At 61.8% G+C, this 18,531-nt stretch carries 18 protein-coding genes; 5 read left to right on the top strand and 13 right to left on the bottom strand.

Annotation, left to right across the window (positions count from 1 at the left end; all coding sequences use genetic code 11):
- Positions 1 to 75: 75 nt before the first annotated feature.
- Both E8Q41_RS24615 and E8Q41_RS24610 read right to left on the bottom strand, forming a co-directional pair.
- The gene (locus tag E8Q41_RS24615) at positions 76 to 1,215 is read right to left on the bottom strand and encodes a glycosyltransferase family 4 protein (RefSeq protein WP_137158211.1); all 1,140 of its coding nucleotides are present in this window, start codon (positions 1,213 to 1,215) and stop codon (positions 76 to 78) included.
- 11 nt (positions 1,216 to 1,226) lie between these two features.
- Positions 1,227 to 1,766, bottom strand: a complete 540-nt coding sequence (locus E8Q41_RS24610) for a polysaccharide biosynthesis/export family protein (RefSeq protein ID WP_246660314.1) — start codon at positions 1,764 to 1,766, stop codon at positions 1,227 to 1,229.
- 269 nt (positions 1,767 to 2,035) lie between these two features.
- Here E8Q41_RS24610 and E8Q41_RS24605 point away from each other — a divergent pair, with 269 nt between their 5' ends.
- Positions 2,036 to 4,231: a Wzz/FepE/Etk N-terminal domain-containing protein gene (locus E8Q41_RS24605; RefSeq protein ID WP_137158209.1), complete on the top strand. Its 2,196-nt coding sequence runs from the start codon at positions 2,036 to 2,038 to the stop codon at positions 4,229 to 4,231.
- A 27-nt stretch (positions 4,232 to 4,258) separates the two neighbouring features.
- Here E8Q41_RS24605 and E8Q41_RS24600 read toward each other — a convergent pair whose 3' ends face one another.
- On the bottom strand, positions 4,259 to 5,470 hold the full coding sequence (locus tag E8Q41_RS24600; protein ID WP_137158208.1) for a GNAT family N-acetyltransferase: 1,212 nt from the start codon (positions 5,468 to 5,470) through the stop codon (positions 4,259 to 4,261).
- A 162-nt stretch (positions 5,471 to 5,632) separates the two neighbouring features.
- Positions 5,633 to 5,848, bottom strand: a complete 216-nt coding sequence (locus E8Q41_RS24595; RefSeq protein WP_137158207.1) for a DUF2842 domain-containing protein — start codon at positions 5,846 to 5,848, stop codon at positions 5,633 to 5,635.
- 79 nt (positions 5,849 to 5,927) lie between these two features.
- Between E8Q41_RS24595 and E8Q41_RS24590 the strand changes: the two genes are divergently transcribed.
- Complete coding sequence (locus E8Q41_RS24590; protein WP_137158206.1) at positions 5,928 to 7,076, top strand: COX15/CtaA family protein; 1,149 nt, start codon at positions 5,928 to 5,930, stop codon at positions 7,074 to 7,076.
- Here E8Q41_RS24590 and E8Q41_RS24585 read toward each other — a convergent pair.
- The 3 genes from E8Q41_RS24585 to argC form a co-directional block, all read right to left on the bottom strand.
- Positions 7,036 to 7,779, bottom strand: a complete 744-nt coding sequence (locus E8Q41_RS24585; RefSeq protein WP_137158205.1) for an acyl-homoserine-lactone synthase — start codon at positions 7,777 to 7,779, stop codon at positions 7,036 to 7,038. The genes E8Q41_RS24590 and E8Q41_RS24585 overlap by 41 nt on opposite strands.
- A 99-nt stretch (positions 7,780 to 7,878) precedes the next feature.
- Positions 7,879 to 8,613 (bottom strand): LuxR family transcriptional regulator, encoded by a 735-nt coding sequence (locus E8Q41_RS24580; protein WP_137158204.1) that lies wholly within the window; start codon positions 8,611 to 8,613, stop codon positions 7,879 to 7,881.
- A 104-nt stretch (positions 8,614 to 8,717) separates the two neighbouring features.
- Positions 8,718 to 9,650, bottom strand: a complete 933-nt coding sequence (gene argC, locus E8Q41_RS24575; RefSeq protein ID WP_137158203.1) for an N-acetyl-gamma-glutamyl-phosphate reductase — start codon at positions 9,648 to 9,650, stop codon at positions 8,718 to 8,720.
- 190 nt (positions 9,651 to 9,840) lie between these two features.
- On the opposite strand from argC, the gene E8Q41_RS24570 reads away from it, so the two are divergent.
- Complete coding sequence (locus E8Q41_RS24570) at positions 9,841 to 11,526, top strand: sulfatase-like hydrolase/transferase (RefSeq protein ID WP_170976606.1); 1,686 nt, start codon at positions 9,841 to 9,843, stop codon at positions 11,524 to 11,526.
- Positions 11,527 to 11,532: 6 nt separating this feature from the next.
- Here E8Q41_RS24570 and speB read toward each other — a convergent pair whose 3' ends face one another.
- A complete protein-coding gene (gene speB / locus E8Q41_RS24565; RefSeq protein ID WP_246660310.1) occupies positions 11,533 to 12,480 on the bottom strand; it encodes an agmatinase in 948 nt (315 codons plus the stop codon).
- A gap of 57 nt (positions 12,481 to 12,537) precedes the next feature.
- The gene (locus tag E8Q41_RS24560) at positions 12,538 to 12,891 is read right to left on the bottom strand and encodes an antibiotic biosynthesis monooxygenase (RefSeq protein ID WP_137158200.1); all 354 of its coding nucleotides are present in this window, start codon (positions 12,889 to 12,891) and stop codon (positions 12,538 to 12,540) included.
- 172 nt (positions 12,892 to 13,063) lie between these two features.
- Here E8Q41_RS24560 and E8Q41_RS24555 point away from each other — a divergent pair, with 172 nt between their 5' ends.
- Positions 13,064 to 13,366, top strand: a complete 303-nt coding sequence (locus tag E8Q41_RS24555) for a DUF982 domain-containing protein (RefSeq protein ID WP_137158199.1) — start codon at positions 13,064 to 13,066, stop codon at positions 13,364 to 13,366.
- A gap of 75 nt (positions 13,367 to 13,441) precedes the next feature.
- Here E8Q41_RS24555 and rpsI read toward each other — a convergent pair whose 3' ends face one another.
- A complete protein-coding gene (gene rpsI, locus E8Q41_RS24550) occupies positions 13,442 to 13,909 on the bottom strand; it encodes a 30S ribosomal protein S9 (RefSeq protein ID WP_137158198.1) in 468 nt (155 codons plus the stop codon).
- Between the two features lie 2 nt (positions 13,910 to 13,911).
- On the bottom strand, positions 13,912 to 14,376 hold the full coding sequence (rplM, locus tag E8Q41_RS24545) for a 50S ribosomal protein L13 (protein ID WP_137158197.1): 465 nt from the start codon (positions 14,374 to 14,376) through the stop codon (positions 13,912 to 13,914).
- A 438-nt stretch (positions 14,377 to 14,814) separates the two neighbouring features.
- On the opposite strand from rplM, the gene E8Q41_RS24540 reads away from it, so the two are divergent.
- Positions 14,815 to 16,989 (top strand): TonB-dependent siderophore receptor, encoded by a 2,175-nt coding sequence (locus E8Q41_RS24540; protein WP_137158196.1) that lies wholly within the window; start codon positions 14,815 to 14,817, stop codon positions 16,987 to 16,989.
- A 33-nt stretch (positions 16,990 to 17,022) separates the two neighbouring features.
- On the opposite strand, the gene E8Q41_RS24535 is transcribed toward E8Q41_RS24540, so the two are convergent.
- Together E8Q41_RS24535 and E8Q41_RS24530 are read right to left on the bottom strand one after the other, a co-directional pair.
- Positions 17,023 to 17,865, bottom strand: a complete 843-nt coding sequence (locus E8Q41_RS24535) for a DMT family transporter (RefSeq protein ID WP_137158195.1) — start codon at positions 17,863 to 17,865, stop codon at positions 17,023 to 17,025.
- A 113-nt stretch (positions 17,866 to 17,978) separates the two neighbouring features.
- The gene (locus tag E8Q41_RS24530; protein WP_137158194.1) at positions 17,979 to 18,527 is read right to left on the bottom strand and encodes a DUF924 family protein; all 549 of its coding nucleotides are present in this window, start codon (positions 18,525 to 18,527) and stop codon (positions 17,979 to 17,981) included.
- Positions 18,528 to 18,531: the final 4 nt, after the last annotated feature.

Raw genomic sequence — 18,531 nt, 5'->3', positions numbered from 1 at the left:
GGACAAGCCCCTAAGAAACGCTTACGCAACGTGGGGCGCTCGTGCCGTATTGGGACGTGGTTAACGACTCTCTATTTAAGAAGACGCCGCCAACTCCTTGTAGAGACTGGTGATTTTCGCAGCCATGTTCTGCGAGGAAAACACGTCGTGAAAATGTTCGGGCTGCGGCATGTTGCGTGCGGCCCATTCGGCCTCCGTGAGGCTCTCCGCCATGATTTCGGCGAGCGCCTGGGCGTCTCCGGGAGGCGCGAGCGCACGGCTGTCTCGGCCGAGCACTTCGGCGATGCCGCCGACATCGCTCGCGATCAGCGCCTTTCGCGCAGCCAGCGTTTCGAGCACGATATACGGCATCGCCTCGGCGCGCGAGGGCACGACCACGGTCTTGCCGAGCTTGAAGGCTTCGCGGATATTCATCGCCGGAGCCATCTTGATGCGCTGGCCGAGACCGCGCACCGTCATCATGTTGAGATAGTCGTCGCGTTGCGGGCCGTCGCCGATCATCATGGCGCTCAGCGGCCGACGCAACAGCCTTTCGGTCCGGGCGAAGGCGTCGACGAAGACGTCGGGTCCCTTGAGATCGCGCAGCATGCCGACATAGAGGAAATCGGCCGCGTCGGGATTGGGCGTATTCGGCTCGAAATCGCTTTCACCGACGCCGTTATAGACGACCTCGCTGCGCACGGAGGGGACGCCGACCTTGGCGTGATAGGCGTCGCGCTCGAATTCGCAAACGAAGACGATAGCGTCGGTCGCCCATTCCTGGATACGTTCCAGGCGAAACACCAGCCAACCCGACAGCCGCGTCGGGTCGAAGTGCAGACTGCCGCCATGCGGCGAATAGAGGCGGGATACGCGATACCTGTTCACCCGCAAGGCTGTGCCGGCTAGCCTGGCCATCGCGCCGCCCTTGGCGCCGTGTCCATGCAGAATATCCGGCCGCAAGCTCCTGATTTGTTTATAACTTCTCCAGAACGCCGGAATGTCGCGCACCGACACCGAACGGTCGATCGGCATTCGGGTCAACCCGAGCGCCAGATGCGGCATGATGGTCTGGAACAGTTTCTCCTCGTGTTCTCCGCCTGTGGAGCTGTCGCAGATGACGCCGACTTCACAGCCGGCTGCCGCCTGCTCGCGAGCCAGATCGCGCACATGCCGGAAGATCCCGCCGATCGGCGAGCGGAAGCAGTGCAAGATCCTGAGCGGTCGGTCCTCCATCGGCCGCGAACCTAGAACAGACGTTCGCGGACGTAAATCGTATCTCCTGCCATCACCGGATCCGAAATGGACACGCGGCCGGTATGGACTTCGCCATTGATCTTGCGGGTGATGTCGGCATTGGCCTGGTTGGCGCGCGGCGAGAAGCCGCCTGCGACCGCGATGGCGTTCTGTACGGTCATCCCGGGCACATAGGAAAATTGGCCCGGCTGCCCCACTTCGCCCATCACGAAGATCGAGCGGTAGCGATCGACCTCGATGGAGACGTCGGGATTGCGCAGGAAGCCCTGGCGGAGCTTGGCGGCCAGCTGGCCCTCGAGTTCCTGAAGCGTCCGCCCACGCGCCGGCACCGAGCCGACCAGCGGGAAGGAGATATAGCCGGCCTGATCCACCGAATAGGTGTTGGTCAGGTCGCGCTGGTCGAAGACGGTGATGCGAAGCCGGTCGCCGCTGTCGATGCGGTAGGGCTGGATCGTCGCTTCGTTGAAGGATTTCGGCGCCGGTCTGTAGGATGTGCACGACGTCGCGAAAGCGGCGGCGGCCAGCAACATGGCGATCGGCAGTCTGCGCCAGGAAAGGACGGCAGGCATGGTCGACGGGCTCCGAGGTAACGCCGGCAGGGCCGGCGGGTTGAATGCGAGAGGGGGAACGAGGTTCGCCCCTGCTATGGTTTCGTTATCCATCTGGTAGGGTTAATGATCGGTAAACCTGCTGGTTGTTCTCACGTTTTTTTGAAGCCGCCGTTAAAGCGCCCGCCGTTAAGGGTTTGCTTACCGCGTTTGTTTAGGTTTCCAGTCATATTTTGTTGGTGGAGTGAACTATGTCCGGCGCTTGGAAAAACGGAGAAGACGCGGATATCGATCTCGCGGGCCTGTTCGGCGCGATCTGGCGCCGGCGCATGCTCGTGCTCGCCTCCACTGTTTGCCTGGGCGCGCTCGGCTTTGCCGGCGCAAGCGTGGTGTCTCCCAAATACCAGAGCGAAGCCCGCGTGCTGATCGAGGAGCGTTCCCCGGAACTCGCTCGCCGTCCGAGCGATCCGAGCGCCGTCGGCAGCGTTCTCGACGAGGCGGGCGTCGCCTCTCAGGTAGCGCTTCTGCAATCCACCGACCTGATCAAGAAGATTGCCCGCGACTTCAAGCTCTATGAGCGGCCGGAATTCGATCCCAGCGCCGACCCCTCCATCGCCACCCGCTTCTTCGTCATGCTCGGCCTGATGAAGAACCCGCTCGACGCGCCGCCCGACGAGCGCGTGCTGGGTGAGTTCGCCAAGAAACTGCAGGTCTATCAGGTCGACAAGTCGCGCGTCATCGCCATCCAGTTCTCCTCCAAGGACCCGGCGCTCGCCAACGCCATCCCCAACGCCATCGCCGATGTCTATCTGTCGCTGCAGGCCGGCGCCAAACTCGACTCGACCAACGAGACGGCGAAGTGGCTTGAGCCCGAGATCGCCAATCTTCGCGAGAAAGTTCGCGACGCCGAGGCGAAAGTGGCCGAATACCGCTCGCAGTCCGATCTCTTCCAGACAGGCCAGCAATCGACCTTCTCCGAACAGCAGCTCAACGACATTTCCCAGGAGCTCGCCCGCGTGCGCGGCGATCGCGCCAATGCCGAGGCGCGCGCCGAGACCGTGCGCACCGCGCTGAAATCCGGCCGTGGAGCCGATACGCTCGGCGAAGTCGTCGGGTCGCAGATGATCCAGCGCCTCAAGGAAACGCAGTCGGGCATCGAGGGCCAGATAGCCGATCTCTCCACCCAGCTTCTCGACGGCCATCCCCGCATCAAGGGGCTCAGGTCGCAGCTCACCGGCATCCGCGAGCAGATCCAGACCGAAACCCGCAAGATCCTCGCCAGCCTCGAAAGCGAAGCGAGGGTGTCGAAATTGCGCGAACAGCAATTGCTGAAGCAGCTCGGCGAGGTCAAGGCCGACACCGCGACGTCGCAGGAGAAGCGGGTCGGGCTGAACGCGCTCGAACGCGAGGCCGCCGCTCAACGTCAGCTTCTCGAAACCTATCTCGCCCGCTATCGCGAGGCGATGAGCGAGAAGGACATGAACGCGACGCCTGCCGATGCCCGCATCATCTCGCGCGCGCCGATGCCGACCGAGCCCTATTTCCCGAAGACGCTGCCGATCACCATCGTCACCGCGCTGGCGGGTTTCGTGCTGAGCTCGGTCTTCATCCTGCTCACCGAACTCTTCTCCGGCCGCGCCATCCGCCCGGTCCGTTACGAGACGGATATCGAGGAGGATGAGGATCTGACCGTTGAGCCGACATCCGAGCCTCAGAAGGCCGTGACCCGCGCCGAACCACAACGCGCCGTCGCGAAATCCGCTCCGGCGAAAAGCCTTCTGGCTTTCGATGACGACGAGGATCCGGAAGCCGAAGACGCAGCGCCAGACGAATCCCCAGCGCCGCCTGTCGACGATGAATTCTCGCGCGAAGCGGTCGCTGAGCATCTGATCGGCGCTGGCATTTCGCTGGTTGCCTCGGTGTCTCTGTCCGGTGACGAAGGTTCGGCCGCTGTCGTCGGCCTGGCGCGGCTGATGGCCGAGCGCGGCGGTCGCGTGGTCCTGGTCGATATGACCGGCGCGGCGATCCCGACACAATTGATGGCGGAGCAACGTTCGCTGCCGGGCGTCACCAATCTTCTGGTCGGAGACGCCGCCTATAGCGAAATCATCCATGCCGATATCGACAGCGAAGCCCATATCGTGCCGCAGGGCGACGCCGATCCTCGCCAGGCCATGCGCGGCGTCGAGCGGATCGCGCTCGTGCTTGGCGGACTGGCCCGCGCCTATGATTGCGTGATCGTGGACTGTGGCGCCGCCGATCCCCGCGCCGTCAGCCGCATCGCCCGCGCCGGCGATATCGACATCATCCTTTCGGGCGTCGACGTCGAGCCGACGGAAATCGAAGCGACCGCGACGGCCTTCCTGGATGCCGGTTTCGAAGATGTCATGCTGATGCTGTCGTCGTCGCGTCCGGCTGCGATGGAAAAGCGCCGCCGCGCCGCCTGATCATTTCGGAAGAGCAGGGGCCTGCCGTCAATCTTCGGCGGCGGGAGCCGGATGAGACCGCGACCGAATGCGCTGCAGGAACTGATAGAGCGCCGGGTTCTGCTTGATCAGCGTTTTCAGCCGCGTGGCGGTTTCCTCCTTCAGCGCCGCCAGCCTGCCGACCGGCGTCACCGGGATCGCCACGTTGATCTGCACCGTTTCATCGGTGCACCAGGAGCGCTTGAACGGCATGTCGCCGATGCCGAAGTCGAACAGCCCGCCGCCATCCTTGTTGTACTGCTCGATCATCAGGTGAAACAACAATTCGCCCGGGCTGGCCTCGGTGGTCGGCCCCGAGCCGATCGAACAGAATTGCACGATCACATGATCGCCCTTGCGCGTCAGTCCGGCGATCGCCGGCGTTTCGCCTGCGAACTCGCCGCCTGTCATCCGCAGCGCATGCATGCGCAGGGGGAAATTCGCCCCATCCTGCGGCGCATCGAGCGTGGCGTGCAGGAACGCTCGGGTCTTGGGGCAGGCGAACACGTTCGGCAGCCCGAATTCGGCGAGCCGCGCGGCCTTCTGCTCGAAAAACATGTCGAGAAGCGCATGCTTTTCATCAGGCGTCTCCGCCACGATATGCTCATAGCCGCCGAGCGCTTCGAGCCGGCGGTGGCCGACGCTGTATTTCTTGCGGCGGCGCTTGGCGTTGAGTTGCGCGAGCGTCTCGACGAAATTCGCCTTCATGCGGAGCTGGAAAGCGTGGTTCTGATTGGCGATATGCGGCAGAAGCGTGAACGGCATCACCATGTCGCGCCAGAGGCCGGGCATGTTGGACAGCACGATGCAATCGACGCCGGTCAGCGCGTCGCGCATGTCGGCGGCAATGGCGTTCATCGTCTCGCGGCTGGCGCGGGCGAGGAATTCCGACGAAAACAGCCCGGTGTTGATGTTGGAATGTTCGGCGCCGATGAACTGGGCGCGGGTGAACAGCCGACCCCGGGTGATCTCGAGCGGCAGCAGGAAGGCCAGGCGTCCATCGAGACGACCGACCACGATGCGCAGCGGGCGTTCGAAATTATCGCGCCAGGCGCGGCAATAGTCATAGGCCTGATGGGGTGAGTTGTGGGCTTCGGCTTCGAGCGCGCGCCAGTCGGCCTCGAGGGGCTCCATCTCCGTATGCACGGTCATGGAGAGACCGGGGGCGCCCATCGGCGTCTCCTTCGCGATCTGCGGCATCTCCCCTTCGGTGATGTCCACGTAACTAGCCCTCGACTGTCCCGCCAACACGGCCCCACACTCCCATCACGAGAATTTGAGGCGTTCTAGGCGCTGTTTGGCCAATAAAGACTGAATCCCCGTCCGAATCTGCGTCTTTTTGAAAAAGCGGGGTTAACACGGGGTTATCGTGCACAGCCTCGATCAGGCCTTGGGACGATCGGGGCGTTCCATCCACTTGATGATGAACATGGCAGGCAGGATCCAGAGCAGCCCGGTGAAGAGGAAATAGAGAAGGTGCACGCTCCAATGCGCGGCTCCCAGCGTGGCGGCGGCCACGGTGGTGGCGACCAGCGCATAGATCAGGACCAAGGCGATGATCAGCACCACGCCGATCAGTTTGCGAAGCGTCTTGGGCATTTTGTCTCACATCCCGCTTATGGGTCTTGCCAGGCTCGTACTTGATATAGCAGAGCTTGGTGCAAAAGGATGACCCGTCATGATCGATACAGCCATAAACGCCCATGAAGGCGCGGACAAGCGTTCTGACCGCGCCGAGGCCAATCGCCGCGCCGTTCGAAGCTGGCTTGGCTTCGTTCTTCTCGCGATCCTGGCGTTGGTGCTGGTGGGCGGAGCCACCCGTCTCACCGATTCCGGCCTGTCGATCACCGAATGGAAACCCATCCATGGGGCGATCCCGCCGTTGAGCGTCGCCGAATGGGAAGAGGAATTCGCGCTCTACAAGCAGATCCCGGAATATAGCCAGATCAACAAGGGCATGACGCTCGACGAGTTCAAGGTCATCTTCTGGTGGGAATGGGCGCATCGCTTGATCGCCCGCTGGATCGGTGTGATCTTCGGCGTGCCGTTACTCTTCTTCTGGGCCACGGGACGGCTTGAAAAATCGCTGCGTTGGCCGCTGACCGGCATTCTCGCCCTTGGCGGGCTGCAGGGCGCGATCGGCTGGTGGATGGTGTCGTCAGGCCTCGCCAAGCGGGTCGATGTCAGCCAGTATCGCCTGGCGGTGCATCTGACGGTGGCCTGTCTGATCTTCGCCTCCATCGCCTGGGTCTGGCGCGGGCTTGCGCCGCCTTCGGGACAGGCGATGCCGAGAAGCCCGCAGGCCAAAGCCGCAGGCGCTTTGTTGTTTCTCGTGCTGCTGCAGATCTATCTCGGCGCGCTGGTGGCCGGGCTCGACGCCGGCCTCGCCTTCAACACCTGGCCGCTGATCGACGGAGCCATTATTCCGGACGGCCTTTGGGTGATGAAACCGCTCTGGCTCAATCTGTTCGAGAACATCAAGACGGTGCAGTTCGTTCACCGCATGAACGCCTATCTCATGTTCGCTGCGGCGCTTGCGAACATGATCTGGCTTCTGCGCAGTCTGCCGGCGACAGCGCACGCCAATCGCGGCGTGATCCTGTTCGGCATGGTGTTCCTGCAGGCCGGCCTCGGCGTCGCCACGCTGTTGACCCATGTCGACATCGGTCTCGCATTGGCCCATCAGGGCTTCGCCGTGATCATCCTCGGCTTCGCCGTCGCCAATCTGCGCGGATATCTCGGGGAATATCCGCGCGGTCCTCACACCTCCAATCTATTCGATCTGCTCAGTTCGATCGCGCGCCGGAGCTTTCGCGCATCGCCGTGAAATCGACGTCGGCGCGGAAGGCGACCTCCATCGCATCCGTGTCGATGCGTTGGCCGAACGGCCTGACAAGGCCCATGCGCGTCACAGGATTGATCAGATCCTCGTCGATATCCAGCACGCTACCGCGAATGCCGAACATCGCGCGGTGGCGCTTCAGCGCCTTTTCCGTCATGCCGATATGGACGGCGACGACGGGCACGCTGTTGATGTCGCGCGGCGCCGCGAGCGTTTCCACTTCATAACCCGTTTCGAGCATCCAGGTGACGAGCTTGGGATGGGTCTCGACGACGAGGCCGCGAATGCCGGCGGACAGGCAGAATTCGAGCACGCCGGTGATCAACAGATGCGACGCCTGAACGCCGCCGAATTGACCGGCTTTCTCGTCCGAAATGCAGCGCGTCCATTCGTAAATGTCGGCCTCCTGCGGCCAGGAACGCCCCTGCATGAGCTCGGGGTAGACGTCGCGGAGAAGATGCGGGCCGGAGGTGCGCAACAGCCGGGTATAGCCGACGACCGTGTCGCCTCGCGCCGCCACCAGATGAACGGCGTCATCGTCGTCGAAACGGTCGCGCTCGCGGCCGTCTTCAGACCTCAGTTCACGCCAACCCAGGCGCTCGACGAATTGCGTATGACGAAAACGCCAAACATTCTCCATCAGATGGGCGTTTTCATCGATGTTTTGTGAAGTAACGACTTTCAGCATTAGAGACTCCCGTTGAATAGGGGGGAGTCTCTGCTGGTTTAGGAAACCCTTCTATGGGGTGATTTACCTAGTTGACAGCGCCGAACGCCTTATTTCTAATTATCTAATCAACCCGGCTCTCAACGCTTCCGCGACAAGCTGGACACGATTTGTGGTGTTCATCTTGCGCTGCGCATTTTCGAGGATATGCGACACGGTGCGTTCGGAGATGCCGAGGATCGCGGAGATTTCCCAGGCCGTCTTGCCTTCCGAACACCAGGAGATGCATTCCCGTTCCCGCGGCGTCAGCTGAACACTGCGCTTGACCAGTTGGGGTTTGTTGTCGCTCTTCAGTTCCTTGATCTTGTTGTGCGCATAGATCGAGATCATGTGCAGCGCGCTTCGCCCCTCCTGGGGCATGTCCACCTCTTCGGCCGCATAGGTCACGATGGCGCGAAAGCCCATGATCGAATGGATGGGCACCGAAAAGCCGTCGATGAACTTGAAGTCGCGCGCTTCGCCCATGAAGTCGAGCGCCCTCTTGTCGACACTGGCGGGATCGAGCGCATCGGACCAGACGAAGGCGTTGTCCGACAGCAGCGTGCGCTGGATGACGGGATCGATGCGGAAATATTGCCGTTCGAGATAGCGCGCCGCCCATTCCTCCGGCCAGCCGTTGAGAAGGACATAAGGGTCCATCTTTTCATGCGGCTCGGGAATCCCGGAGATTGCAAAAGCGTTGAGGCCGAAGAAATCACTGACCTTTCGCAATTCCGCGAAGGCCTGTTCCTCGCTGGATATCTTGTCCAGCCTGTCGATGACGTCGAACATCATGTTCGCGATGATAGAGCGCATAGGCCCTCGGCGGCGCTGATCGGATCACGCTGCGTAACACGGAAATTAGTAGTGCGAAATTGCAACAATTCGCACTATCCGTGTTTCGTCCTCGGACGGATGTCTCAGGACGAGAGCATGAGATCCATATTCTGCACCGCAGCCCCCGACGCGCCCTTGCCGAGATTGTCGAGCAGCGCCACGAGATTGATGTGCTCGCCATCGGGCTGGCCGAAGACGAACAGCTTCATCGTGTCCTTGCCGGCCAGTTCGACCGCGTCGACGCGCGGCAATTTTGCGGAAATGTCGAGCGGCGCCACTTCGACGATCGACTGGCCCGCATAATGCGCCGTCAGCGCCGCATGCACACTTTCGAGGCTCGCGCCGGCGGCCAGCTGGTCGCGGAACAGCGGGATCTGCACGATCATGCCCTGCGGGAAGCGGCCGACGGAGGGCGAGAACAGCGGCGAACGCTTGAGAAGACCATGCTCGCGCATCTCGGGCACATGCTTGTGCTTGAGGGTCAGGCCATAGAGAAAATGCGGCGAGGCGATGTGCTCGGCATGGCCTTCATCCTCCATCTGCGCGATCAGCTGCTTGCCGCCGCCGGTATAACCGGAGACCGCGTTGACCGTCACGGGGTGATCGGCGGGAAGCAGGCCCGCCATGCGCAGCGGACGGATAAGACCGATCGCGCCGGTGGGATAGCAGCCGGGATTGGCGACATAGCGAGACGAGCGAATTTTCTCCGCTTGAGCCGGATCCATTTCGGCGAAACCATAGGCCCAGTCGGCATGCACGCGGAAGGCGGTGGAGGTGTCGATGATCCGGACCTTCGGGTTGGAGGCGGTCATCGCCACGGCTTCCTTCGAGGCGTCGTCCGGCAGGCACAGAATGGCGATGTCGGCGCTGTTGAGCAGATCCTCGCGCAGGGCCGCATTGCGGCGTTCCGATTCGGGAATGGACAGCAGTTCGACATCGCGGCGATCCGCCATGCGCGCCCGGATCTGCAATCCGGTTGTGCCATGTTCGCCGTCAATGAAGATTTTCGCGCTCATCGGATCTGTCCTGTTTCATTTTGAAGCATCGGCGCATGATCGCGGCCGACAAGGGGTGGTTTCGCCATCGCATATATCGGCGGATTAACTGTGACTCAACGGCATTGGACCCCATGTTTGCAAAATTGGGGTTTCGCAGGCATGACAAAATCATGACAGCTCCCCAGAGTTGAGGAACGCCATGCTTACCATGACGCATGCGAGACTGCTCGGACTGCCCAACGTCACGCAGATACTCGCCATCGGAGCGAGCTGCGCGGGCCTCTTCGCCTTCATACGCTTCATGGATTCCCGCTGGGCCTATATTCCCTATGTGTTCTGTATCACGGCCGCCATCGCCGCGATCGTCTTTATCTTCAGCCGCCGGCCGACTTTCTCCGTTACGGCCGCGGTGACGGTGACCGTGCTTCAGGGCCTCGCATCCTATGTGAAGCATCAGCTGAACGGAATGGCGCTGCATGTCTACGACCTCCTGTTCACGGCGCGGGACGGGGATCTCTTCTCATTTCTCGTCGAATATTATCCGCTCTTGGGCCTCGGCGCTCTCGCCGTTCTGGCCGCGACGGCGGTGATGCTGATCGTGCTTTTCAGGCTGGAAAGTCCTGTCTGGACCCTGCTGCCGGTGCGCTTGTCGCTTCTGCCGCTCGCGATCGCGCTGAGCGCGGCCACATATCCGCGCGCCCAGACCTTCGATTCCGATTACCTCCCCTTCACGGCGGGCTACAATGCGTCGGCGCTCTATTTTTCATTGGGCCATATCAGGCATCTGACTGGCCCTGCGCCCATTGAGGAGCGCTTTTTTTCTGTGAAACCCACCACGAATCTGGCCGCTGCGCCAACATGCGGTCGTCTGGCCGACAAAGCGGACTTCTTTCTGGTTCTATCGGAGAGCCAGTCGCCGGCGGCTTTGGCCCCCGACCTGGCTTTGCCCCAAGATATTCGCAACTCCTTCCGATCCGGCGACGGCCGTATGCGGGCGATGAATGTGGAAACATTCGGAGCTGGCACCTGGATGACCAATTTCTCGGTTCTGACTGGTCTGTCGACGGCCGATTTCGGCTGGCAGGCGCCCTATGTCAATGCGGTCATGGAAGGTCGCATCCGTCATTCTCTTCCGCAACTGTTCGCCGATTGCGGCTATCGCACCATTGCGCTGATGACGCTGAAATATCGCTCCGTGAACGAGGGGCCGTTCCTCAAGTCGCTGGGCTTCGAAACCGTGTTCGACGCCGACGCGATGAAGCTCGGCTCGTTCGGCGCGCGCGACAGCGACTACTTCGACTTCGTCCAGAAACTGGTCGCGGAGCACCGCAAGACCGACGGACGCCCGCTGTTCATCTCCATGCAGACCATGTTCACACATGGTCCGTTCACCACGCGCTTGCCTGCCGCGTCGGCGGTGAGCGCTGCGCCGCTCTCGGATGATCCCGAACTGGACGAATATGCACGTCGCGTCATCGTCGCCCGTCGCGATCTCGCCGCCTTCATTGAGGCGCGGCGCATGGATCCCGGGCCGCGCGGCTCCGTTCTTGCGGAATTCGGCGATCACCAGTCCGCGGCCACCAAGCGCTTCGTCGATCCCGACAATCTGAGTCGTGACACCACGGACTTCCGTTCCGCGATGTATGAGACCTTCTTTGCGGTGCACGGTTTCGGCGCCGATGTGAACTATGCCAAACTCGGCGATCGCGTCGATGCGCCGTTTCTCGCTTCAAGGATTCTGGCGGCGACCAGCCTGCCGAAATCGCCTGTCTTCGACGATCTCGCCGAGCTAAGCCGAAGCTGCGAAGGCCGGATGCATCTTTGCATGGACCGCGCCGTCGTCGACCAGCACCTCGCCGCGCGGCATCAGGCCGGGTTGCTGGTCGTCGATTGACCGGGTTCAGCGGGTCGCCAGCTTTTCGGCGCGAAGACCAAGCAGATACATCGCGACGCTCGCGCCGGCGATCGCCGTGATCAGACCGTGATCATAGGGTGGGGACACTTCCACGACGTCGCCGCCCTTGATGTCCAGCCCGCCCAGTTTGCGCAGCACCGACAGCATCTTGGCGCTCGACGGACCGCCGGCCACCGGCGTGCCTGTGCCCGGCGCATAGGCCGGATCGAGGCAATCGATGTCGAAGGTCACATAGCAGGGCCTGTCACCCACGCGGGACAGGATCTGCTCGGCGATTTCCGTAGCCGACATTTCCTCGACTTCATGGCCATAGACGATCCTGATGCCGAAATCGTCGGGCGCATGCGTGCGGATGCCGATCTGGATGGAATGGTCGGTGTCGATCACCCCATCCCGCGCCGCCCGCGCCACGAACGACCCATGATCGATGCGCCTGTCCTCGTCGAACCAGGTGTCCTGATGCGCGTCGAACTGTACGAGCGCCAGTGGGCCATATTTGGCCGCATGCGCTTTCAGAACCGGCCAGGTGACGTAGTGGTCGCCGCCGAGCGACAGAAGGAAAGCGCCGGACTTGAGGATTTTGGCGGCTTCCTTCTCGATCGCCAGGGGTGTTTTCTGATGGTCGCCGTAATCGAACAGGCAGTCGCCATAATCGATCACCGCCATGGTTTCGAACAGATCCCGGTGAAAAGGGTATTGCGGATCATTGTCGAAGATCGACGACGCCTCGCGGATGGCGCGCGGCCCGAAGCGCGTGCCCGGACGATGCGAGACGGCGGCGTCGAAAGGAATGCCCCAGACCACGGCGTCCGCGCCCGCCAGCGTCTTCGTATATTTCCGCCGCATGAAGGACAGCGCGCCCGCATAGGTCGGATCCGTGGCGGCGCCCTTGAGCGATTTGGCGGTGAAGGCGTTGTCGATGGTCTTCTTCACGACGGTGGCTCCGGTGTCTGTTCTTCGCAGCGACGTTAGAAATCTCTGGAAAACGGGTCAATCGTCCGTTCTGGCGGTGAAGGAATAGGCCCGCTCGACGCAAGCGACCCGCACTTCGTAACGGTCATACCAGCGCCGGCGGCCCTGGTTCTGCGCGTCGAGATGGTCGACGTCGCGCTTCCAGGCGCGGATGCTCTCCTCATCCTTCCAGAAGGAATTGGTGATGCCGAAGCCGTCGCCGCCGCGCACGCTTTCGACGCCGAGATAGCCCGGTTGACGCGCGGCGAGTTCCACCATGCGCTCAGCCATGACGCCATAACCGTCGTCGCCGGGCCGGCGCTGGGAGGAAAAGATCACCACGAAATAGGGCGGCTCGGGGAGGGTGGCGAAAGGCGAGGGGTTGGCTGTCATGATGGTCGCTCTGCTAGGACTTTCTTCATATTGCAGGGAACCCGGCGGCGGCCAAGAGGGTTATTCGACCGCTCGTTCGCGGGACGGCTGGGACGATGACCATGAGCGGACCGAGGAGCGAAAAAAGACGATTGCAGCGGCGCGATGATGCGCCCTGTTTGGGAGAATAATCATGCAGATGAACGACATTCCTTGGCGTCACCCGATCACCGTCCAGTTGCAGAACGGCGCTGTCAGGCATTTTGCCGGCGCCTATGACGCGCTGGACTTTCTCGAAAACGAATGGCCGGTCCGCAAAGGCCGTCACTACGAGAATGCGATCACCCAGTGCCGCGCAGCATTGTGCCGCGCCGCGCCCGCCGAAGTGGCGCGTGAAGCCTTCGTCGCCTCCTGCATCGAAGCGGCGCTTGTCTGCCATGCGCCTGTGGTCCGTGCTCCCGCCAACGTCAATGGCGCGGCGGCGCGCGCGGCCTGACGACAACCAGACAGGTCAAACGACAAAGGCCGGGCGAAAGCCCGGCCTTTGCAATTTCCGCCAGAGGCGAAGCGATTAACGCTTCGAGAACTGGAACGAACGACGGGCCTTGGCGCGGCCGTACTTCTTGCGCTCGACCACGCGGCTGTCGCGGGTCAGGAAGCCGCCCTTCTTCAGAACCGAACGCAGGGACGGTTCGAAATAGGTCATGGCCTTGGAGAGGCCGTGGCGCACAGCGCCGGCCTGACCGGACAGACCGCCGCCGGCAACGGTGGCGATGATGTCGAACTGGCCATCACGGGCAGCAGCGAAGATCGGCTGACGCAGGATCATCTGCAGCACCGGACGGGCGAAATACGCCGTGTAGTCCTTGCCGTTGACGACGATCTTGCCGGAGCCGGCCTTGACCCAGACGCGGGCAACCGCGTCCTTGCGCTTGCCGGTGGCGTAAGCGCGGCCGAGCGAGTCGACCTTGCGGACGTGAACCGGAGCAGCGGCTTCGGTCGTGGTGGCGATATCCTTGAGGGCAGAAAGGTCAGCCATGATCAGCCTCTTTTCGTGTTCTTGTCGTTCAGCTTGGCGACGTCAAGAACGACCGGCTGCTGAGCTTCGTGCGGATGGGTGGCGCTCGCGTAAACCTTGAGGTTCTTCATCTGGCGACGGCCGAGCGGGCCACGGGGAACCATGCGTTCCACGGCCTTCTCGAGCACGCGCTCCGGAAAACGACCTTCAAGGGTCTGGCGCATGGTGCGCTCCTTGATGCCGCCCGGGTAGCCGGTGTGCCAGTAGAACTTCTTGTCGGTGTACTTCTTGCCGGTGAAGACAACCTTGTCGGCATTGATGACGATGACGTTGTCGCCATCATCGACATGCGGGGTGAAGGTCGGCTTGTGCTTGCCGCGGAGACGGTTGGCGATGATGGAAGCGAGACGGCCGACAACGAGGCCTTCGGCGTCGATCAGGACCCACTTCTTCTCGACTTCTGCCGGCTTCTGAACGAAGGTGGACATATGTCTGTTCTTTCGTGTTGGATCCCCAATGCCCGAAGGCAAGGGGCGTTTTTTGTTGCTTGTTTTGCGGGAATAGATACCGCAAAGGAAACGCCGCCTGAAGTTGGCGACGTTGGCCGGGCTTATACGGGAGAGGTCCGTCGAAATCAAGAAGACGAATTTCGACGGGAAAAAATTTTAGTATTTAAAAACAGATACATAGACATGTGGTAACATGTTGCCACACAAAGAATTGCTCTCTTGTCGAAAATTCTGGTGAAAATTGGTCGAAATCGACTTCGGCGTTGACTCCGCCTGCAACGCGCATCTATCTACACCTTTATAAACATGATTATTAATCTCAAGAATAAAGAAACTCAGATGCGCGCCGTGGGGACATCCCTCTGTCTTTAGCCTTCCGTTCAACGGGAGGCGCCGAAAAAGAAAAGAAGGGACGCCATGTCTAGAGAAAAATCAGTCGGCCCCAGGCTTCGGCTTGCGGCCCGGACGTCGCTGCTGGCGCTGACGGCGGCATTGGCCGCGCAGGCGCAGGCGCAGGATGCGGAAGCGCCGACCGTTTTGAAGAAGATCGTCGTGTCGAGCGACAGCAAGGGACCGCGCGCCGCGGCCGAAGGGCGCGCCAGGGACAATGACACGGTCGCGGCGGAAAACGCCGAATCCGTTCTCAAGGACAGCGCGCCGCTGTCGCGCACGCCGCGCAGCGTCGCCGTCGTCACCCGCAAGGAACTCGATGAGCGGGCGGTCAACGACATGATCGACGCCGTCAACTATTCCGCCGGCGTCCAGACCGGACAATACGGCTTCGATCCGCGCTTCGACCAGATCAGCATTCGCGGCTACGCCACCGTGACCACCGGCGATTTCCGGGATGGACTGCGCCAGCCCTATATGAACTACGGAACCTTCCGCAGCGACGTTTTCGGCCTGGATCGGATCGAAGTGGTGAAGGGACCGGTGTCCGTTCTCTATGGCGGCTCGAGCGTCGCCGGCATCGTCAACCGCGTGTCGAAGATGGCCGATGGACTGGAGCATGGCGAGGTCGAGGCGCAGTGGGGCAGTTACGGCCGCACCCAGCTTGCGCTGGATTACGGCGACGTGTCCAAGTCCAACGACGCGTTCTCCTGGCGCGTCGTCGGCGTGGCCCGGCGTGGCGACACCAGCTATCAGATCGCCGACGACCGGCTGATGCTGGCGCCATCCTTCCAATGGGCGCCGGACGACGCGACGTCGCTGACCGTCTACGCCATCGGCCAGAAGGACGAGACAGACACCAATGTGCAGGGCTTCGAATATGGCGGCGAAATCCTGCGCTACAGCGATCCGGAGTTCGACTATCAGAAGGTCTCGCAACTGCAGACCGGCTACAAGTTCGAGCACGAATTCGACAATGGCGTGAAATTCAGCCAGCATCTGCGCTATAGCGTGATGGATCTCGACAGCCGTTATCTCGAAGTGTCGTCCACCGATGAGACGACAGGGATCATGAGCCGATACCCGGTGGGCGTCTCCGATCACATGAATGTCTACCAGGCCGACAACCGGGTCTCCGGCGGGCTCGACACCGGTCCTCTCGAACACAAGCTCACCGCCGGCGTTGACGCGACCTGGATCAATTCCAGCTTCGGCCTTGGCTATGGAGAGGTCGATTCGGCCTATGACCTCGACCTGAACAACCCCACCACCGGGGTATCGGGTTCGACGCCTGAACTCACCAGTCTGACCGGCAGCGACCAGCGGCAGATCGGCGTCTACGCGCAGGACCAGATCAGCTGGGGCGGCTGGAACGCGGTTCTCGGCCTCCGCAACGACTGGATCAAGCAGACGACCTGGGACGACGCCACCGGGGCCAAGACCGGCGAGGGCAGTGACAGCGCTCTGTCCTACCAGACCGGCCTTCTCTACCGCTTCGACAACGGTTTGGCGCCCTATGTCAGCTATGCGACGTCCTTCGTGCCGCAATCCTATCGCGACGAAGGCGGCCAACTCCTGACACCGGTGACTGGCGAGCAGTTTGAGGCCGGCGTGAAATTCCGCCCGGATGGTGCGAGTTATGCGGTGAATGTCGCCTATTATCACATGATCCAGACGGACCTACCGGCCTATGTCGGCTTCAATGACACCGTGGGCTATTACTATCGTGCTCTGGGCGAGGTGACCACTGATGGCGTCGAGGTCGAGGCGAAGACATCCTTCTCCAACGGTTTGGAGCTGATTGCCGGCTACAATTATAACGCCGCCGAGATCACGGAATCGGCCAATTCGGCAGAAGTCGGCAACCGGCCTTCGACCACGCCTCTGCACAGCGCTTCGCTGTGGGCCAACTACACCATTCCGGAAGGCGGTTTTCTCGACGGGCTGAGCGGCGGGGTCGGTCTGCGTTACGCCGGCGTGTCTTTCAAGGACACCACCAACACAACGGAAAACAGCGAAAGGCTGTATCTCGACGCCGCGCTGAATCTCGACATCGGCAAGCAGTTCAAGCGCGCCGACGGATTGAAGGCTTCCTTCAGCGTCAAGAACGTCTTCGACAAGCGCGACGAGGTCTGCACCGATGGCTATTGCTATTACGGGCAAGGTCGCACAGTGCTCGGTTCGCTGAAATACAGCTGGTGAATGCTCTGATGACGGGATAGGCGGCTCGTTCGCCTATCCCAGTTTCATGATCAGCGCGCCGAGCGCGATCACGCCGCCGGCGATATAGCGCCAGACGCTGGCCTTTTCCTTCAGGAACACCACCGAAATGATCAGGGCGAACAGGATGGAGGTTTCCCGGAGCGCCGCCACCGCCGCGATCGGCGCCTTGGTCATCGCATAGAGCGCCAGCCCATAGGACGCCACCGAGCCCGCGCCGCCGAACAGGCCGCGACGCCAGGTGCGGCGGGCATGAGCCACCACCGGCCGGACGCCGCGCATGAAGAAGGCGAAAGAGAACAGCAGCAGCGGCGGAAGGATGCAGATCCAGATCGTATAGGTGATCGGGTCGCCGGCCGCGCGCGCGCCGAGACCGTCGACATAGGTATAGGCGGCAATCACGAAGGCGTTGAGGATGGCGATGCCGGCCGCTTTCATATTGCCGCTGCGCGCCTCCGCCGCCAGCGTCAGCACCCCGGCGCAAATCGCCAGCACGCCGGCATACATCATGGGAGACAGCGTTTCCGCCAGAACCGTTCCGCTCGTCGTGGCCACGATGAGAGGCGCGACGCCGCGCATCAGCGGATAGACGAGCCCGATATCGCCGAACCGGTAGGCCGCGCCGACCAGCTGGTAATAGGTGAAGTGGATGCAGATGGACGCGAGAATATAGGGCCAGGCCTCCGGATGCGGCAACGTCATCGGCAGGAAGGGCAGGGCGCAGAGCGAGGCGACCGAGGCGCCCAGCGCGATCATGCTGGAATCGAGTTGCTTGTCGGAACCGGATTTGACCAGCGCGTTCCAGGTCGCGTGAAAGGCCGCGCCGACCAGGACGAGAAAAACGACATCCAAAGGCATGATGGAAAAGGGTCCGGTGAGTCGTATGAAGCTTTTGAGACACTATCCCCGGCGCCCTTGGGGATAAAGCGTGTTTGGCGCAAAATATTCGACGGCACAGGCCGCCTTTCCGCTCAAAATCCTTTGTGCTCTTTCAGAAATTCTTCCTCTTCTTCGGTGCTTTCGCGCCCGAGAACTTCATTGCGATGCGGGAAGCGGCCGAAGCGATCGATGATGTCGCGATGCTCACGGGCGAATTTCAGCGCGTTCTCATTGTCGATCGCCTCGTAGAGCGCGACGCATGTCTGCTGGTGAGCAGGATCTTCGCTGTGCATCAGCGGCAGGTAGAAAAACTGCCGTTCCCGCTCGGGAAATTCCTGGTCCCAGCCTTCCGCCAGCGCCTTTGTCGTCAAGGAGAGCGCCCTGTGATCCTGGCCGAAGGCGTGCGGCGTGCCGCGATGCAGATTGCGCGACAATTGATCGAGCAGGACGACCAGAGCCAGCGCGCCGCGAGGTATGTTCGACCAGGCGTCCAGCTCCCCGGCGCAGGCTTGATCATGCAGCGCTGCGAACCGGCTTTCGAGTTCCTGGTCGAAAGCGGCTCCGCCATTGAACCATTTTTCCTCCATGCCCTCGGCGAACCAGAAGGCGAGGAGGTCGTTGATGCGGGCGTCGTCCGTCATGCGG

The organism is Rhizobium sp. FKL33 (genome assembly GCF_005222915.1).
Taxonomy (GTDB): Bacteria; Pseudomonadota; Alphaproteobacteria; order Rhizobiales; family Rhizobiaceae; genus Rhizobium_E.
This window is presented reverse-complemented; position numbering and strand designations above follow the sequence as displayed.

Bases quoted from the DNA above. Each gene is read 5' to 3' on its own strand.
- E8Q41_RS24530 (WP_137158194.1), bottom strand. From the start codon at position 18,527: ATGACGGACGACGCCCGCATCAACGACCTCCTCGCCTTCTGGTTCGCC.
- E8Q41_RS24610 (WP_246660314.1), bottom strand. From the start codon at position 1,766: ATGTTGCTGGCCGCCGCCGCTTTCGCGACGTCGTGCACATCCTACAGA.
- E8Q41_RS24570 (WP_170976606.1), top strand. From the start codon at position 9,841: ATGACGCATGCGAGACTGCTCGGACTGCCCAACGTCACGCAGATACTC.
- argC (WP_137158203.1), bottom strand. From the start codon at position 9,650: ATGAGCGCGAAAATCTTCATTGACGGCGAACATGGCACAACCGGATTG.
- E8Q41_RS24535 (WP_137158195.1), bottom strand. From the start codon at position 17,865: ATGCCTTTGGATGTCGTTTTTCTCGTCCTGGTCGGCGCGGCCTTTCAC.
- rpsI (WP_137158198.1), bottom strand. From the start codon at position 13,909: ATGGCTGACCTTTCTGCCCTCAAGGATATCGCCACCACGACCGAAGCC.
- E8Q41_RS24560 (WP_137158200.1), bottom strand. From the start codon at position 12,891: ATGACAGCCAACCCCTCGCCTTTCGCCACCCTCCCCGAGCCGCCCTAT.
- rplM (WP_137158197.1), bottom strand. From the start codon at position 14,376: ATGTCCACCTTCGTTCAGAAGCCGGCAGAAGTCGAGAAGAAGTGGGTC.
- E8Q41_RS24605 (WP_137158209.1), top strand. From the start codon at position 2,036: ATGTCCGGCGCTTGGAAAAACGGAGAAGACGCGGATATCGATCTCGCG.
- E8Q41_RS24590 (WP_137158206.1), top strand. From the start codon at position 5,928: ATGATCGATACAGCCATAAACGCCCATGAAGGCGCGGACAAGCGTTCT.
- E8Q41_RS24555 (WP_137158199.1), top strand. From the start codon at position 13,064: ATGCAGATGAACGACATTCCTTGGCGTCACCCGATCACCGTCCAGTTG.
- E8Q41_RS24615 (WP_137158211.1), bottom strand. From the start codon at position 1,215: ATGGAGGACCGACCGCTCAGGATCTTGCACTGCTTCCGCTCGCCGATC.
- E8Q41_RS24585 (WP_137158205.1), bottom strand. From the start codon at position 7,779: ATGCTGAAAGTCGTTACTTCACAAAACATCGATGAAAACGCCCATCTG.
- E8Q41_RS24540 (WP_137158196.1), top strand. From the start codon at position 14,815: ATGTCTAGAGAAAAATCAGTCGGCCCCAGGCTTCGGCTTGCGGCCCGG.
- E8Q41_RS24580 (WP_137158204.1), bottom strand. From the start codon at position 8,613: ATGCGCTCTATCATCGCGAACATGATGTTCGACGTCATCGACAGGCTG.
- E8Q41_RS24595 (WP_137158207.1), bottom strand. From the start codon at position 5,848: ATGCCCAAGACGCTTCGCAAACTGATCGGCGTGGTGCTGATCATCGCC.